At 57.7% G+C, this 15,469-nt stretch carries 14 protein-coding genes and 1 tRNA gene; 2 read left to right on the plus strand and 13 right to left on the minus strand.

The window, feature by feature from the left end:
• Positions 1-459: 459 nt before the first annotated feature.
• From A3224_RS09985 to A3224_RS10040, 12 genes are all read right to left on the minus strand, one after another.
• A tRNA-Ser gene (locus A3224_RS09985) sits at positions 460-549 on the minus strand.
• 245 nt (positions 550-794) lie between these two features.
• Positions 795-995 (minus strand): carbon storage regulator CsrA, encoded by a 201-nt coding sequence (csrA, locus tag A3224_RS09990; protein WP_067153976.1) that lies wholly within the window; start codon positions 993-995, stop codon positions 795-797.
• A 386-nt stretch (positions 996-1,381) separates the two neighbouring features.
• Positions 1,382-2,620: an aspartate kinase gene (locus A3224_RS09995; protein ID WP_067153978.1), complete on the minus strand. Its 1,239-nt coding sequence runs from the start codon at positions 2,618-2,620 to the stop codon at positions 1,382-1,384.
• A gap of 135 nt (positions 2,621-2,755) precedes the next feature.
• Positions 2,756-5,368 carry an alanine--tRNA ligase gene (alaS, locus tag A3224_RS10000; RefSeq protein WP_067153979.1) on the minus strand — a complete coding sequence of 871 codons (2,613 nt, stop codon included), beginning with the start codon at positions 5,366-5,368 and terminating at the stop codon, positions 2,756-2,758.
• Positions 5,369-5,520: 152 nt separating this feature from the next.
• Positions 5,521-5,871, minus strand: coding sequence for a histidine triad nucleotide-binding protein (locus A3224_RS10005; RefSeq protein WP_067153984.1), 351 nt, complete (start codon positions 5,869-5,871; stop codon positions 5,521-5,523).
• Between the two features lie 3 nt (positions 5,872-5,874).
• Positions 5,875-6,060, minus strand: a complete 186-nt coding sequence (locus A3224_RS10010; protein ID WP_067153987.1) for a Trm112 family protein — start codon at positions 6,058-6,060, stop codon at positions 5,875-5,877.
• A gap of 290 nt (positions 6,061-6,350) precedes the next feature.
• Entirely contained in the window at positions 6,351-7,190 is an 840-nt protein-coding gene (locus tag A3224_RS10015; RefSeq protein ID WP_067153990.1) for an alpha/beta hydrolase, read from the minus strand.
• A 35-nt stretch (positions 7,191-7,225) separates the two neighbouring features.
• Positions 7,226-8,242: a class I fructose-bisphosphate aldolase gene (locus tag A3224_RS10020; protein ID WP_067153993.1), complete on the minus strand. Its 1,017-nt coding sequence runs from the start codon at positions 8,240-8,242 to the stop codon at positions 7,226-7,228.
• A gap of 36 nt (positions 8,243-8,278) precedes the next feature.
• Positions 8,279-9,757 (minus strand): glycerol kinase GlpK, encoded by a 1,479-nt coding sequence (gene glpK, locus A3224_RS10025; RefSeq protein ID WP_067153996.1) that lies wholly within the window; start codon positions 9,755-9,757, stop codon positions 8,279-8,281.
• Between the two features lie 137 nt (positions 9,758-9,894).
• Positions 9,895-10,407 (minus strand): regulatory protein RecX, encoded by a 513-nt coding sequence (locus tag A3224_RS10030; protein WP_067153999.1) that lies wholly within the window; start codon positions 10,405-10,407, stop codon positions 9,895-9,897.
• A complete protein-coding gene (recA, locus tag A3224_RS10035) occupies positions 10,408-11,445 on the minus strand; it encodes a recombinase RecA (RefSeq protein ID WP_067154002.1) in 1,038 nt (345 codons plus the stop codon). It lies immediately after the preceding gene.
• A gap of 188 nt (positions 11,446-11,633) precedes the next feature.
• Positions 11,634-12,149: a CinA family protein gene (locus A3224_RS10040; RefSeq protein WP_067157802.1), complete on the minus strand. Its 516-nt coding sequence runs from the start codon at positions 12,147-12,149 to the stop codon at positions 11,634-11,636.
• Between the two features lie 269 nt (positions 12,150-12,418).
• On the opposite strand from A3224_RS10040, the gene A3224_RS10045 reads away from it, so the two are divergent.
• Entirely contained in the window at positions 12,419-13,309 is an 891-nt protein-coding gene (locus tag A3224_RS10045) for an SMP-30/gluconolactonase/LRE family protein (protein WP_197462969.1), read from the plus strand.
• A gap of 85 nt (positions 13,310-13,394) precedes the next feature.
• Here the strand turns inward: A3224_RS10045 and A3224_RS10050 are convergent, their stop codons facing one another.
• Positions 13,395-14,309 carry a 2-dehydro-3-deoxygalactonokinase gene (locus tag A3224_RS10050; RefSeq protein ID WP_067154008.1) on the minus strand — a complete coding sequence of 305 codons (915 nt, stop codon included), beginning with the start codon at positions 14,307-14,309 and terminating at the stop codon, positions 13,395-13,397.
• 319 nt (positions 14,310-14,628) lie between these two features.
• Between A3224_RS10050 and A3224_RS10055 the strand changes: the two genes are divergently transcribed.
• Positions 14,629-15,237 (plus strand): GntR family transcriptional regulator, encoded by a 609-nt coding sequence (locus A3224_RS10055; RefSeq protein WP_067154010.1) that lies wholly within the window; start codon positions 14,629-14,631, stop codon positions 15,235-15,237.
• Positions 15,238-15,469 lie beyond the last annotated feature (232 nt).

The raw sequence follows: 15,469 nt of genomic DNA on the forward strand, positions 1-15,469 counted from the left end.
AACAACTCGGTTAGGCGCTTGGCCTTAACCGTGGGACGCGTATTCTACACATCCGATCTGCTTAAGCAAGTGCTTTTTTGCAGACTTTTTTGAGGTTTCAATTCGCGGCCAACGCCGCTCTTAAAACCTCCCGAAGCCCCTTCCGGCCCCGTTCGAAGTGGCACGCATTATAGCGACCTCTCCGACCTTGGCAAGCTCTTTTTTTCAGAGCTTTTTGCTTCAAAAAATTTTTTTGAAGCCGCGAATCCAGCAAGGGTTTCGCTTGAGGTGGCGCGCATTATAGCGGCCAATTTTTTCTCCGCAAGCACATTTTTATGTGCTTTTTTTCAGCGCTAAGAAAAGGGTTACCAGTGCGCTTCCCACCGGCCACACCAACTCAGCCGTACACGGAGTCAAAAAAAACACCCTCTCAAAAGAGGGTGTTTTTTAAGGGCCCTGCCTTGCAGGACCCTTTCTATATGGCGGTGAGAGAGGGATTCGAACCCTCGATGAGCGTTAACCCATACGCCCTTAGCAGGGGCGCGCCTTCAGCCACTCGGCCATCTCACCTTGTATCCTCCCCCTTTTAAAGAGGAGACTACTTTCAACGCTGATCCGCTACTGCTCGGTAACCGCTGAAAGTGGGCGGCATCATACCAACAGCGAGGCAAAAATCAATGGGGAATCAATAACTTTTTAGCACTTCAGACTCCACATCACTCCAATTGTACAGCGATTGTTCACTTCGCGGAGCCGGATTGTAGAATCAACAACAAAAAAGGCCGGCAGCACCGGCCTCTTCGGGGTAGCGCAGCTTACTCGTTGCCGCCGCCACCCTCCTCTGTGGATTGCTTCTCGCGCTGGATACGCTGGTAAATCTCTTCCCGGTGTACAGCGACTTCTTTGGGGGCATTGACGCCAATACGCACCTGATTGCCCTTTACTCCGAGCACGGTAACCGTCACATTGTCACCTACCATCAGCGTTTCGCCAATCCGGCGGGTTAAAATCAACATTACCTACTTCTCCTTGATCATCCTGTGATATAGCGCAGCGGGATACTCCTGAAGCTACGCTTATAGTCATCATAATAACCGGACGGCGGCGCAAAAGGTCGAATACTGCCCATCACACTATTCAGTATTGCCTAGTCGATCAAAATCTCAACAGGTCGGACTCCGCGCCAATGACCGAATCGCTATAGATGGTTCGCAACCGCCAAAACTCTGGTTATAGCTTCTTGCCAACTATTCCCTCCAGGGGATAGGGCCACGGCAAGCCTTCTCAGCCCATAGACTCATATTACTTGCGCGGCAGGCCCCATATCTGGGTGGAGCAATCTCCTGCACTTTACCGATGGCCTGCACAGGGCGCCCGCGACAGGCCTATCCTGACAGGAGCTTTAGCTGGCTTCCCGGGGCTTCGAAAGCTCAAATTCACTGTGCAGCGCGCGTACTGCCAGCTCCAGGTAGCGCTCGTCAATGATCACCGAGATCTTGATCTCCGAGGTGGTAATCATCTGGATATTGATATTGTCCTCGCCCAGAGCGCTGAACATGCGACTTGCCACGTTGGCATGAGATCGCATCCCTACACCGACGATGGAGACCTTTGCGATCTTGTCGTCGGTAATCACCTCCCTGGCACCTAATTCCTCTGCCACCCTCTCCAGTACTCTGCGTGCCTTGGCCAGGTCATTGCGGTGCACCGTGAAGGTGAAGTCAGTGGTGCCATCGACAGCACTGATATTCTGTACGATCACATCCACTTCTATGTTTTCGGCGCCGATCGGCGCGAGTATCCGGCAAGCCACGCCGGGCGTATCCGGCACACCGCGAATGGTCAGTTTGGCCTCATCGCGGTTGAAAGCTATGCCGGAAACAATAGGCTGTTCCATCTCGTTGTCTTCCTCATCCAGACTGATCAGTGTGCCCTCGCCTTCTTCAAAAGTTGAGAGCACGCGCAGCGGCACCTTGTATTTACCAGCAAACTCTACCGCACGTATCTGCAACACCTTGGAGCCGAGGCTGGCCATTTCCAGCATCTCTTCGAAGGTGATGCGCTTAAGACGGCGAGCGCTGTCCACTACCCGCGGGTCAGTGGTGTAAACGCCGTCCACGTCGGTATAGATCTGGCACTCGGTTGCATTCAGGGCAGCGGCAAGAGCCACGCCGGTGGTATCTGAACCGCCCCGGCCAAGCGTGGTGATATTTCCCTCTTCATCCACTCCTTGAAACCCGGCGACCACAACCACCTTGCCCGCATCCAAGTCGCGTCGCATACGCTCGACGTCAATGCGCTGGATACGCGCTTTGGTGTGTGCGTTATCGGTCAGTATCTTGACCTGGCCACCGGTATAGGAACAGGCGTCATAGCCACGCTTCTTCAGCGCCATGCTGAGCAAAGCGATGGTGACTTGCTCGCCAGTGGACACCAGTACATCCATCTCGCGGGGATCCGGGTTTTCCTGGATCTGATGAGCAAGGCCAATCAGACGGTTGGTCTCCCCGCTCATGGCTGAGAGCACCACCACCATTTCGTGTCCCTGGGCGCGAAACGCCGCCACTTTGTCAGCCACGGCCTCAATGCGTTCGATAGAACCCACCGAGGTGCCGCCGTATTTCTGCACGAACAAACTCATAAGATGTAGTGTTTCCTTACTACTGCCTATTAATGCGCTCGCAGCACCAATTCGCGCAAGGCGCGCACTAAATCACCAAACTTCAGTGAAATCAACTTGGCACACGGGCACCAAACGCAATTTGGCCGAAATTAACTAGTTGAGCTGGCCCTCGACCCAGCCCGGCACTTCTTTCAACACCGCCGGCAACGCCGCCACATCGGTACCGCCACCCTGAGCCATATCTGGGCGGCCACCGCCCTTGCCCCCCAATTTGGCCGCAGCAAAGCGCATCAGATCACCGGCGGAGATCCGCGCGGTCAGATCCTTGGTAACAGCCGCCACCAGGGCCACTTTTTCCTCGGCAGGCGCCGCCAGTAGCACCACGGCTGACCCCAGTTTGCTTTTCATCTGATCCGCCAGATCGCGCAGCGATTTAGGGTCGGCGCCATCCACAGAAGCCGCCAGCAACTTGATCCCGGCCACCTCCACTGCCTGACTGGAGAGGTCCCCGCCTGAGCCACTAATCAACTTGGTCTTCAGTTGGGCGACTTCCTTTTCCAATTTGCGATTGTTAGCCAGCAGCTGCTCAACCTTATCCGCCAGCTTGTCGGGACGTGTTTTCAACAGCGCAGCGACATGCTCCAGACGCTGCTGGGTCTCATCGAAGAGTGCGAGTGCATGGGCGCCGGTAACCGCTTCTATGCGCCGCTGTCCGGAGGCAATACCGCTCTCGCTGACAATGCGCAGTAGGCCGATGTCGCCGGTACGCCGAACGTGAGTGCCGCCACAAAGTTCCACGGAGAAAGCGCTACCGTCATCGATTGCCCCCATCGACAACACCCGCACCTTGTCACCGTATTTTTCGCCGAACAACGCCATTGCTCCCTTGCGTTTGGCGCTTTCCAAATCGGTTTCCTCAACGTGCACCGCGGTGTTGGCGCGTATTTGCTTATTCACCAACGATTCGATGGCGTGCAGCTGTTTGGCTGTAACCGCCTCTGGGTGGGAGAAATCGAAACGCAGCCGCTCGGAATCCACCAGCGACCCCTTCTGGGTAACATGTTCACCGAGCACTTTGCGCAGCGCGGCGTGCAACAGGTGGGTTGCGGAATGATTCAAGGCCGTCGCCTGACGAACATCGGCGGATACTTCCGCACTGACACTGTCGCCCACGGCGATGGCACCGGCCAACACCCGCCCCTCATGCAAGTGATGTGCCCCCTGCTTGGCGCAGTCACGCACTTCGAAACGGCTGCTCCCGTTATTCAGATAACCGCAGTCGCCAACCTGGCCACCGGATTCCGCATAGAACGGGGTGCGGTCCAGCACAACTGTGCCCTCGTCTCCCTCTTCAAGCCGCTCCACCTGCTCACCACCTTTGACGAGGGCAATGACTTTGCCCTCCGCCCGCGTGGTTTCGTAACCCAAAAATTCGGTAGCACCCTCCAGTTCCAGAGCGCCGCTGTAATCCTGTTTGAATTTGCCCGCGGCCCGCGCGCGCTCCCGCTGTGCTTCCATCGCCGCCTCGTAGCCGGCCATGTCCAGAGTCAGGCCTCGCTCACGGGCAATATCCTGGGTCAGATCCGTAGGGAAGCCGTAGGTATCGTGCAGTGTGAATACCAGCTCACCGGGAATTTCATCTCCCTGCAGGGATTCGAGGGCCTCTTCAAGCAGCGCCATTCCCTTGTCGAGGGTTCTGGCAAACTGCTCTTCCTCCTTGCGCAATGCAGACTCAATAGTCTCGCGCCGCTCGCGCAGCTCCGGATAGGCATCGCCCATTTGCTCTACCAGGGCTTCGACCAGTCTGTAGAAGAAAATTTCCTTGTGGCCCAGCTTATGGCCGTGGCGAACAGCGCGGCGGATAATGCGGCGCAGCACAAACCCCCGTCCCTCGTTAGAGGGCATGACACCGTCGGCAATCAGGAAGGAGCAGGAGCGGATATGGTCAGCGATAACACGCAGGGATTTTTCCTCCATATCGCTGCAGCCGACAATGTCACCAGCGGCTTTGAGCAAAGCCTGGAAAAGGTCTATCTCGTAGTTGGAATGCACACCCTGCATCACCGCAGCAATGCGTTCCAGCCCCATGCCGGTATCCACTGAGGGCTTGGGCAGCGGATGCAGCTCTCCGTCGGCTGTGCGCTCATACTGCATGAACACCAAATTCCAGATCTCAATATAGCGATCCAGGTCGTCGTTGTCGGAGCCGGGCGGACCTCCGGGCACCTCGGGGCCGTGATCATAAAAGATTTCAGAACAGGGGCCACAGGGCCCCGTGTCCCCCATTTGCCAGAAGTTGTCCTCATCCAGGCGAGAGAAGCGCTCGGCACTGACACCGACCTCCTTCAGCCAGATGTCCGCCGCTTCGTCATCGCTGATATGGACGGTTACCCAGAGGCGCTCTTCGGGCAACTTCAATACTTTAGTGAGGAATTCCCAGGCGAATTGGATCGCTTCGCGCTTGAAGTAGTCGCCAAAGCTGAAATTGCCCAACATTTCAAAAAAGGTGTGATGGCGGGCCGTATAGCCGACGTTTTCCAGATCGTTGTGCTTGCCGCCGGCGCGCACGCAGCGCTGAGCGCTGACTGCGCGGCTATACGGGCGCTGCTCCTGCCCGAGGAAGGTGTCCTTGAACTGCACCATACCGGCGTTGGTAAACAGCAGGGTCGGATCATTGCCCGGCACCAGGGAGCTGGAGGGCACCACCGTGTGGCCCTGCTCGGCAAAGTACTTCAGAAAGGCGTCGCGAATCTGTGCGCTTTTCATCCGGCGTAATTCCACTTCACTAGTTAAATTTAATTGGTTAATAATGCCAGTTGTGCGGGCAAAATGCTTCCCGTAACTCTCCGTGCCGCTGGCGGGGCCTATTTGCTCCCCGGCCAGTCATTCCGGAAGTCACCCGTTACCAAGCCGCCCAATCAAGAGACGGCCAGTCCCTGCTCCGATAATTTCTTCTGAGCCAACAGGTGGATATGGAGGTGAAAGACTGTCTGCCCGGCTGAGTGGCCATTGTTGACCACCAGGCGGAAACCGTCCAAACCCAGCTTCCTGCCCACTTCCGCCGCCACCCACATTAAGTGGCCGAGCAACGGTTTATCCTCGGTTTCCGCATCGGAGAGGTTGATCAAAGGTTTGCGCGGGATAATCAGCAGATGGGTCGGCGCCTGTGGAGAACGATCCGGGATTACGATGCATTGCTCGTCCTCGTAGATTCGCTCGGCACTGAGTTCTCCGGCGATAATCTTGCTGAATACACTCGGTTCGGCCATGCTCTACTTTTCCAGTTTTTCCTCGGCGGTCAGCTGACGCGCCTCGGACTCCAGCATGACCGGGATACCGTCGCGTACCGGATAAGCCAGACCGCTGGCTTTGCACACCAGCTCTTGAGCCTCCTCGCGATACTCAAGTGGCGCCTTACTCACCGGGCACACCAGCAGACTCAACAACTTTTTATCCATGTTCCACCCTACAGATTTCCCGAGGCCCCGCGCTCAGGGGGGCAAAAATGACCGCGTATAGTACAACGGTTAGTGGGGTTTTTCACTGTGTAACGGCGGGGCTCCCGGTTTTAGCGCAACCCCAAGAATTGGAGACGCCGCTCGTGGAGCTGACGGCGCTTACAGGGAGGCATACGTCGGAACTACGGAGGCGTGAAGGAGGTATGCGCGCATTTTGAAAACCGCTTCCCCCTTTAAGCCGCCTAAACCCTCAACAGCACGGACTCGACGGGAGTTCCACAGCCGCGCTGTCAGCCGGCAACCGCCGAAGCGGCCATCGGCGCCACCGCCTTCAAGTGTTCCAGCAGAAGTTCTCGCGCACGAGGCCCATCTTCTGGCTCATTGAACACCTCGTGATATGCGTTCGGGAAAAGTTCCAGCACCTTGGATTTGCTCCCCAAATGGGCGAACCAATCACGACTGGTGGCACTATCCACTATGCGGTCTGAGTCCGGGAGCAGCATCAAACAGGGTTCGGTAATTTGCGCGAGACGTGGATAGAGGTATTCCCGTTCCCGCAGAAAAGCATCGAACCACTGCAGCGAGATCCGCCCGTATACCAGGTCGTCCGTATTGTAGGACTCAACCACAGATTCGTCGTGACTCAACCAGCGTGGGTCCACCCGATTGGGCAGGGCCAGGCGGGGAAGCAAACTGACCAGCCGCCGCACCAGCCACAGTTCAACCCCTGCCGGCTCTTCGCACCCGCGAATACCCGGCGCCGATAGTATCAGACTATCAATACCACCGAAGCGGATAGCAGTACCACAGGCAATTACACCACCCATGCTATGCCCCAGTAAATGCAGGGTGCGCCCGCTATTGTCCTTTTTGACCAGGCGGATAAAGTGGTGCAGATCCTCGCTGTAGAATGCAAAGTCCTCGATATGTCCCCTTCTGCCTTCGGACAGGCCGTGCCCGTAGTGATCCAGCGCGTACACGCTGAACCCAGCACTGTTTAAAAACTGTGCCAACTGCCGGTAGCGGCCTCCGTGCTCGCCGAGGCCGTGGGCAATGACTACGACACCCAGTGCCCCCTCAACCCACCAGCACCGGTAGTGGAGGCGGTTTCCACGGGTGACAAACTCCATTTCTCTCCTCGCTCTGTTTTCTTGTAATTGTCATATCATTCCAGTTCCAGGCTTTCCCGGTACTCCCCTCGCATTGCCAGATGATTGAGGCGAGCCCGTTTCAACAGCGCCCGCTGCAATGCGGGACCGTTTTCGGATCTGCCCGCCCAGGCTTTGAGCGCCGGCTCTTGTAGCGCGCGGCCATAGGAAAAGCTGAGCTGCCAGGGCGCCTGCCACAGCTGATTGAGTGCGTTCAGGTTGGCAGTGGCCTCCTCCGGGCCCTGGCCACCGGAGAGAAAATTAATACTCGGCACCGCTGCGGGTACCGCCCGGCGCAGGCTGCGCATGGTGTATTCGGCCACCTGCTCCGGTACCGCCCTGGTGGATTCTTTGCCAGGCGTCACCATACTTGGCTTCAAAATCATCAGCTCCAACACAACTCCGTGGCGGTACAGGGCGTGGAAGACCTCGTGCCACACCCATTCGTTCACTTCGGCATCGCGCTCAATATCATGATTGCCATCCATCAGCACTTCCGGCTCCACGATCGGCACCACGCCGACAGACTGGCACACAGCGGCGTAGCGCGCCAGCATTTCCGCATTGGCAGTGAGCCCCAACCGAGTGGGATTACCCGGGCTTATGGGATAGACCTCCCGCCACTTGGCGAAGCGGGCACCCTGTTCTTTGTAACCGGCCAGACGCTCCGCGAGGCCGTCAAGACCATATGTGATCAGATCGCCAGGGGCACCCGGCAATGCCCCCTTCCCTTTGTCTACCTTGATGCCGGGAACAATGTTTTGCGCCGCTGCCACATCCGGTAATGGGACGCCCCGATCATCCACCTGGCCGAGCGTTTCCTCAAATAGAATAACGCCACTGATATAGTCGCCCAGTCCCTCAGCGGACAGCAGCGAGGCGCGATAGAAGCGTCGATTTTCCTCCGTAGATTCAACACCGATGGCAGCAAACCGTTTTGCGATAGTGCCGCTGCTCTCATCGGCCGCCAGAATACCCCGGCTCCCGTCCACCATATCGGCAATAGTCTTCTGTAACTCGTCGTGTACAGACATGATTGTCACCTCCTTCCCTGAGGATAGGCGGCCCACTCAAAATGCGCAGCAGGCCGCAACAGCCCGCCGCCAACCGGCGAGCAATCGGTTGCGTTCTTCCTCCGCCATCGCCGGCAGGAAATCCCGCTCTATATCCAGCAGACGTGGCGGCAGTTTGTCAGCAGACCAAATTCCGGCGCCAATTCCCGCCAGTAAGGCGGCGCCCACAGCAGTGGATTCAATCTGCTTCGGTCTTTCCACTCGCAGTGCGGAAATATCTGCCTGAAATTGCATCAGAAAATTGTTGGCACTGGCACCGCCATCGACACGCATATGCCGGATTGGGAGCCCCAGCGCCTCGCCCATCAACCGCGCCAGTTCGTCGCTCTGGTAGGCAATGGACTCCAGGGTTGCGCGCACCAATTCAGCCCGACCTGAGCCCCGTGTGAGTCCACAAATGGTCCCCCGGGCCGAAGCGCGCCAATGTGGCGCCCCAAGACCGCTGAAGGCCGGCACCAGATAGACTCCGCGGGTATCCGGCACGCTCTGGGCGATCATTTCTGTCTCCGCGGCCTCTTGTATCAGGCCCATTTCGTCCCTCAGCCATTGCACCGCGGAACCCGCGGTAAACACCGCCCCCTCTACCGCATAGGCGGGCTGCCCGGCTGGGTCGCAGGCAATCGTCGCCAACAAGCCCTCCGGTTGCCGTGGGCGCTCAGGACCGGCATAGGCGAGCATAAAGCAGCCTGTGCCGTAGGTATTTTTGACATCCCCGGGATTGGTGCAGCCCTGCCCAAATAGTGACGCCTGTTGGTCACCCGCCACACCACAGATTGGTACTGATGCACCCAGAAATGCCTCGGGATCTGTATCCGCAAAATGCCCCGCGGATGGCCGGATTTCCGGCAACAGAGATTCCGGGATACCAAACAGGTCCAGCAACTCCGGGTCCCAGCATTTGTTGTCCAGGTTATACAGCAGCGTGCGGCTGGCGTTACTGTGGTCAGTGAAATGGTCGCGGTTACCGGTCATCTTCCAGATTAGCCAACTGTCTACGGTACCGAAGCAAAGCTCTCCGCACCGGGCTCTCGCCAGCAACTCCGGTTGGGCGCGGAACAGCCAAAGCAGCTTGCTGGCAGAGAAGTAGGCATCCAGAACCAAGCCCGTTTTTTCCCGTAGCAACTCGGCCTTGCCTGCGACGTTGAGCGTGTCGCAAATATCCGCCGAGCGGCGGCACTGCCAGACGATGGCCGGGCTGACCGGCTCCCCGCTCTGGCGGTCCCATAGCAAAGTGGTTTCCCGCTGGTTAGTGATGCCCACGGCCATCAGATCGGAGGCGCTGATACCCGCGCGCTCCAATGCGGCGGCGCAGACTCGCCGGGTGACCCACCAAATGGCATCGGCCTTCTGTTCCACCCATCCCGGCCGCGGATAGTAGTTGGGAAGTTCCGTGTAGCTGCGGCCGATCAAAGTGCCACGAGTATCGAAGACAAAGGCAGTGGTGCCAGTGGTGCCCTGGTCTATGGAAAGAATCATGGGGACACCTCGCTCTTATTATTTTGGGTTTATCGCTCCAAGGGAGCAGCCTGCAACCACCGAAACTATATGCAAGCGGTCAGGGCTGCACGGAAATATTAGCGCCTGCGGGACGGCACATCCGTGACCTCGGGCAATTAGCGCGTTGAATCACCCAGGTCGATCCCTTCCGCATCCAGGCTCCATTGAATTGCCTCGGCGGAAAAACCCCGGTTAGCGAGAAAACGCTGGCGCCGAGCGCGCTCTTTCCATTGCTGCTCTCGGGGCAGCGCACGGCTGACCGGGGTGTGGAAGCGACGCTGCAATTGCTCAGCGGCCAGCGCAAACCAGTCTACCTGGACTCCCTCCAGGGCATCGCCGATCAGGTCTCTGTGGATACCGCGTTGCTGCAGTTCGCGGCGGATACGCAGTGGCCCATAACCGCGTTGTATCTTGGAGCGAGTGAACACCTCGGCGAAACGCCGATCGGACTGATAATTAAGCTGGTGTAGGCGCTCGAATAGCGCATCGAAGTCGGCCTCAGGAAAGCGGCCCGAGAGTTTCTGCCTGATCTCAAGGCGGGAGTGTTCGCGACGGGATAACAGCTCGAGCGCCGCATCGAAGAGCGCTCGAGCCGAATTGGCCGCCTCGGTTCCAGTGGTGGCGGGCATTTACTCGTCCGAAGTGTCCGCCACCACTTCTTCAGGAGAGGCCGGCGCCAAATCGCCCAGCATCTGAGCGCGCAGCTGCCCTTCGATCTCATCGCGGATATCCGGGTTTTCTTTCAGGAATTTCACCGCGTTGGCCTTGCCCTGCCCGATTTTCTCTCCCTTATAGCTGTACCAAGCACCGGCCTTGTCGACCAACCCCAGCTTGACGCCATAATCGACGATCTCTCCCAGCAGGTTGATGCCCTCGCCGTACATGATCTGGAACTCGGTCTGCTTAAATGGCGGCGCCACCTTGTTCTTAACCACCTTCACACGGGTCTCGTTACCTACTACCTCGTCGCCCTCTTTCACCGAACCGATACGGCGTATGTCCAGACGCACGGAGGAATAGAATTTGAGCGCGTTACCGCCGGTAGTGGTCTCCGGTGAACCGAACATCACGCCGATCTTCATGCGGATCTGGTTGATGAAAATGCACAGGGTATTGGTGTTCTTGATGTTGCCGGTCAGCTTGCGCAGAGCCTGAGACATCAGGCGCGCCTGCAGCCCTACATGGGAGTCTCCCATTTCACCCTCGATCTCCGCACGCGGCGTCAGCGCCGCCACAGAGTCGACCACCAGCACATCCACCGCCCCGGAGCGCACCAGCATGTCGGCCACTTCCAGGGCCTGCTCGCCGGTGTCCGGCTGGGACACGATCAGCTCGTCCACATTGACCCCCAGCTTCTCCGCGTATATGGGGTCGAGCGCGTGCTCGGCGTCGACGAAGGCACAAGTGCCCCCTTGGCGCTGAGCCTCGGCGATCACCTGCAGGGTCAGGGTGGTCTTACCAGAGGACTCGGGTCCATAGATCTCGACGATACGGCCACGGGGTAAACCGCCGATACCCAGTGCCACATCCAGGCCCAAGGAGCCGGTGGAAATCGCGGGGATGCGTTCGCGCCCCTTGTCGCCCATCCGCATCACTGTGCCCTTGCCGAACTGGCGCTCGATCTGCGCCAGAGCCGCCTGCAGCGCCTTGTTTTTGTTGGAATCCATGAGTCTTCCCGTGTGTTGAAACGTTGTCGAATGGGGGCAAGCTTAGCGAAGGATTACTGTATAAGCAACCAGTAATTCGAAGAGGCCGCGGACTTGGACCGCGCCTGTGGGAGCGGTCCACGGCAGCGTCACCCCGACCGAAAAACCTGAGCTTGCCACCACGGTGATACCAGCGGCAACCTCCGGTGTTACTCAGGGTGTGCCCGCACCAGCTCCAACATACCCCGCAAGGCCGCGATGACTGACTGCCGCCGAATCGCCGCGCGGTCGCCGTCGAAATGGTAGCACCTGGCCTCAATCGTCACCGGCTCCTGCCCCTCGGAGTGTGCCCACGCAATCCACACAGTGCCAACCGGTTTTTCTTCAGTGCCCCCTTCCGGGCCGGCGATACCGCTTACAGCCGTAGCGACATTGGCATCCATCATCGCCAACACACCGCTGGCCATCTGCCGTACCACAGGTTCACTGACCGCCCCGAAAGTCTCCAGGTCATCCTCCGACACAAACAGCATGTCACGCTTGATTCGGTTGGCGTAACTGACCAGCGCGCCCTCAAACCATTCGGAGGCTCCCGGCACGGAAGTCATGGCATCCGCTATGCCGCCACCGGTACAAGACTCAGCCGCGGTGGCACGCCAGCCCCGTTTTTTCAATGCCTCGCCGAGGGCCTGAGCCAACTCAAAAATCTCCATGTTTTCCGTCATCTGCCTTTTCTCTTTCATTGTTCCGCCAATAACACGCTCGACGGCACCTAATAAGTGACGCCGAGCGCGCAAAAGGGACTGGGTGTACCGCCGCCGGCAAAATTATCGGAAATGCCTGTCCAACGACACCAGCCGTTTGAGGCGCCAGGCCCGGCGCCACACGCTACTACCGATCCCACAGGCCGCTCCGCGCATGATCAACCCTATACGCTTCCCCGCCCGCCTTCCACCCGGCATAATGTCAACAATTAACAAAAATGGGAGCGCAAATGCAGTTCGAACTGATCGACACCCTACCCACCGCCTGCGGACTGGGGGAGAGCACGCTGTGGCATTCTGAGCACCAGGCCATCTACTGGACAGACATGCCAAACAATCAACTAATCCGCTATTTTCCTGAAAATGGCCGCAAGGAAGTATTCCCTACTGCGGAAAACCTCTGCTCATTTGCCTTTATCGAAAAAAGTGACTGGCTGCTGTGTGCGTTTCAAAGCGGCATCGCCCGTTTTCAGCCAGAAACACAGGCTCTGGAATGGATCTTCCGGCTGCCGCAAAACCTCAAAGTACGCTTGAACGACGGCCGCATGGACCGCCAGGGGCGATTTTGGGTCGGATCTCTGATCGATACGCCGGATTTGTGGGCAGAAGATCCGGCGCAGCGCGGGAAACTCTATTGCCTGGATAGCGATGGCAATGTCACCGAGCACCTGGACGACATCCGTATCAGCAATGGGCTCGGCTGGTCTCCAGACAGCCGTACCATGTATTTTGCGGACTCTCCCCGCTACGCGATATACGCATTTGATTTTGCCCCGGAGTCGGGCCAGCTAAGCAACCGCCGCCTGTTCGCCACTACCGAGGAGGGTGTGCACGCGGATGGCTCCACCGTGGATATAGAGGGACATGTCTGGAATGCGCAGTGGGGCAATGGCAAGGTGGTTCGCTACGCCCCGGACGGCAGCGTGGCTGGAGAAATCCACCTACCGGTTCAGCAGGCTACCTGCGTCGGCTTTGGCGGCCCGGAACGCAATCTACTGTTTGTAAACACCGCCAAATTCGGGCTAGACGCCGACGCCCTGCGCCGACAACCGCAGGCCGGCCACCTCTTTATTTACGCAACCGACACCAGAGGCATGGAAGAGAAATTCTACCCGGGCTGATACCACCGCCGCGGCTGCGGGCGCATGTTTGCACGCTCCGGGCATGTATCCATTAGCGATTGCCGGGGGCCACCATCAGAACGCGCTATACCAATCCACTCGCTCTGGCGATAGCCAGCAGTCCGCGGGCGGAATAGGTATCGCCGGAGTAGTGGCGGCAATCCATGCCATAAAACGCCAGGGCGCGGCAATACGGCTTCGCCAAATGATCACCGCAAATAAGATGAACCAGTGATTTGCCCTCCGCCCCCGCGCTCAGCTTCTCTGCCATAGCCCGCACTTCACAGCCCAGCAGCAGCCCGGAAAGGTAGCTGGCACTGTGGGCAGAATCCAAAACGCCCAACACCGCCCGGCTGCGGCTGTTGAACAATTGATGAATCAGAGCAGTGCCCGAGCGGCTGTCCTCGAGCCCTGTGTCAAAGGCCGCCGCACTATCCTCTTGCTCTCCCTGCACCAGCACACTGTGCTCCTTTAATAAGGAATAGAGTTCACCGGTGAAAGCTGTACTGAAATCCCGAATCGCTCCGTCCACCACTGACATCCACTTGCTGTGGGTACCCGGCAGACAGAGCAGGCTCTGCGCCCATTCGGCCTCGCTGGCACCGCTCAACCACCCGATTGCCTGGGTTTCTTCCCCCCGCATAACGTCGGCCTCCGCGCCGGTCAATTTTTTTACCCCCGGCACACAATAGGCGTTCACGGCCCCGGACGGCATGGACTGAATTGCCCCTGCCAGGGAAGCGATCGATACCGGGCAATCCACATAGGGCACCTCATACCAGCCGATACCGGAGCCCACCATCCCGCACAAAATGACCGGCAGTGCTCCAGACTCATCCAACTGATGGCATTGATCGAGCAAGTAGGCCTCGATTTCTTTATTTTGCAGGGATTTTATTCCCGCTTGAGAGGCAATCTGCCCAACAATCTCCCCCTCGGCGCTCAGCCGCATCAGGCGAAAACTGCTGGTTCCCCAGTCACAAACCAGAATTTCACTCATTGATTATTCCCCACTCCGGTATTCCCTCCTGCACGGACAAACGACTACCGCTGTTCATTTTTGCGCTTAGATCAGGCCGGGACTGCGCCCCCCCTGTACGAAAACTCTGCAAACACCCACAAATTGTAGACATTTAACATTTTGAGTGGGATTATACCTATTCCCTGCAGCGCTATCTGCAGTTTGATAAAATTTGTAAATTTGTTACAAAGTGGTCTGGGACTAGAAATCCCGGCATACCCCACTAGGGCTCTTTCGACGAAATACCGCGGTGGCGATACACTCCCACCCCAAGATTAACTGGTCAGCAGATACGAATATGCGTGAGGCCAATAAGATTATTCCCGTCCGCGAACAGATCGCGGATCAACTGCGCTCCGATATCATTTCGGGCAAACTTGCTCCCAATACCAAGCTGAATGAACAACAGCTCGCCAACCGATTCGGCGTTTCCCGGGGGCCGGTGCGCGACGTATTGTTGCAGCTTACCAAGGAAGGCCTGTTGGTAGCGAAGAACAATTGCGGAGTCTCAGTCAACAGCGTGCTGGACCCCTCGATGCAGGAATTGATGATCGACATCCGCCGCAGAATCGAGGTACACGCAATACGAAACCTAAAAGGCAAATTGACCGAAATGGATTTTGCCGAACTGGAAGACATTCTTGAGCGGCTGCAAGATGCCTTCGACGCGCAGGAATTCCACGAAGTCACCAAGGCAGATATCGATTTTCATATGTACCTGATCCGCGCCGCTGGCGGTGATGAGCTGGTCAACCTTTGGTATCCGATCGTGTTACGTATGCGCATGAACTACAAGCGCATTTCCGACCCCAAAGATTGCGTTGACGAGCACCGTGCGATTCTCGACGCACTTAAGGCCAACAAGATCAATGTGGCCACCACGGCGCTGCGCGCCAACATCAAATAGCACAAGCCTCTTAATAACGACAGCCTAGAGCCCGGCCGATTGCCGGGCTATCCGTCTGACCCAGCCCTGTATCGCAAGACACACAATTTGGGCGCATTACCCCCTGCCCACTTGGGAACCCCCTGATTCTCTTAGCCGAGAGCATTAGGGGCACTCCGTACCTGGAAGAAAAACGACGGCGACTAGACAGGGCACCTGCAATGCTTTCACTCCCTGAAAACAACGATACTTC

The organism is Microbulbifer thermotolerans (assembly GCF_001617625.1).
GTDB lineage: Bacteria > Pseudomonadota > Gammaproteobacteria > Pseudomonadales > Cellvibrionaceae > Microbulbifer > Microbulbifer thermotolerans.

What these genes read in the sequence shown, in the direction of transcription:
- csrA (WP_067153976.1), bottom strand. Translation starts at nt 995, where the DNA reads ATGTTGATTTTAACCCGCCGGATTGGCGAAACGCTGATGGTAGGTGAC.
- A3224_RS09995 (WP_067153978.1), bottom strand. Translation starts at nt 2,620, where the DNA reads ATGAGTTTGTTCGTGCAGAAATACGGCGGCACCTCGGTGGGTTCTATC.
- alaS (WP_067153979.1), bottom strand. Translation starts at nt 5,368, where the DNA reads ATGAAAAGCGCACAGATTCGCGACGCCTTTCTGAAGTACTTTGCCGAG.
- A3224_RS10005 (WP_067153984.1), bottom strand. Translation starts at nt 5,871, where the DNA reads ATGGCCGAACCGAGTGTATTCAGCAAGATTATCGCCGGAGAACTCAGT.
- A3224_RS10010 (WP_067153987.1), bottom strand. Translation starts at nt 6,060, where the DNA reads ATGGATAAAAAGTTGTTGAGTCTGCTGGTGTGCCCGGTGAGTAAGGCG.
- A3224_RS10015 (WP_067153990.1), bottom strand. Translation starts at nt 7,190, where the DNA reads ATGGAGTTTGTCACCCGTGGAAACCGCCTCCACTACCGGTGCTGGTGG.
- A3224_RS10020 (WP_067153993.1), bottom strand. Translation starts at nt 8,242, where the DNA reads ATGTCTGTACACGACGAGTTACAGAAGACTATTGCCGATATGGTGGAC.
- glpK (WP_067153996.1), bottom strand. Translation starts at nt 9,757, where the DNA reads ATGATTCTTTCCATAGACCAGGGCACCACTGGCACCACTGCCTTTGTC.
- A3224_RS10030 (WP_067153999.1), bottom strand. Translation starts at nt 10,407, where the DNA reads ATGCCCGCCACCACTGGAACCGAGGCGGCCAATTCGGCTCGAGCGCTC.
- recA (WP_067154002.1), bottom strand. Translation starts at nt 11,445, where the DNA reads ATGGATTCCAACAAAAACAAGGCGCTGCAGGCGGCTCTGGCGCAGATC.
- A3224_RS10040 (WP_067157802.1), bottom strand. Translation starts at nt 12,149, where the DNA reads ATGACGGAAAACATGGAGATTTTTGAGTTGGCTCAGGCCCTCGGCGAG.
- A3224_RS10045 (WP_197462969.1), top strand. Translation starts at nt 12,419, where the DNA reads ATGCAGTTCGAACTGATCGACACCCTACCCACCGCCTGCGGACTGGGG.
- A3224_RS10050 (WP_067154008.1), bottom strand. Translation starts at nt 14,309, where the DNA reads ATGAGTGAAATTCTGGTTTGTGACTGGGGAACCAGCAGTTTTCGCCTG.
- A3224_RS10055 (WP_067154010.1), top strand. Translation starts at nt 14,629, where the DNA reads ATGCGTGAGGCCAATAAGATTATTCCCGTCCGCGAACAGATCGCGGAT.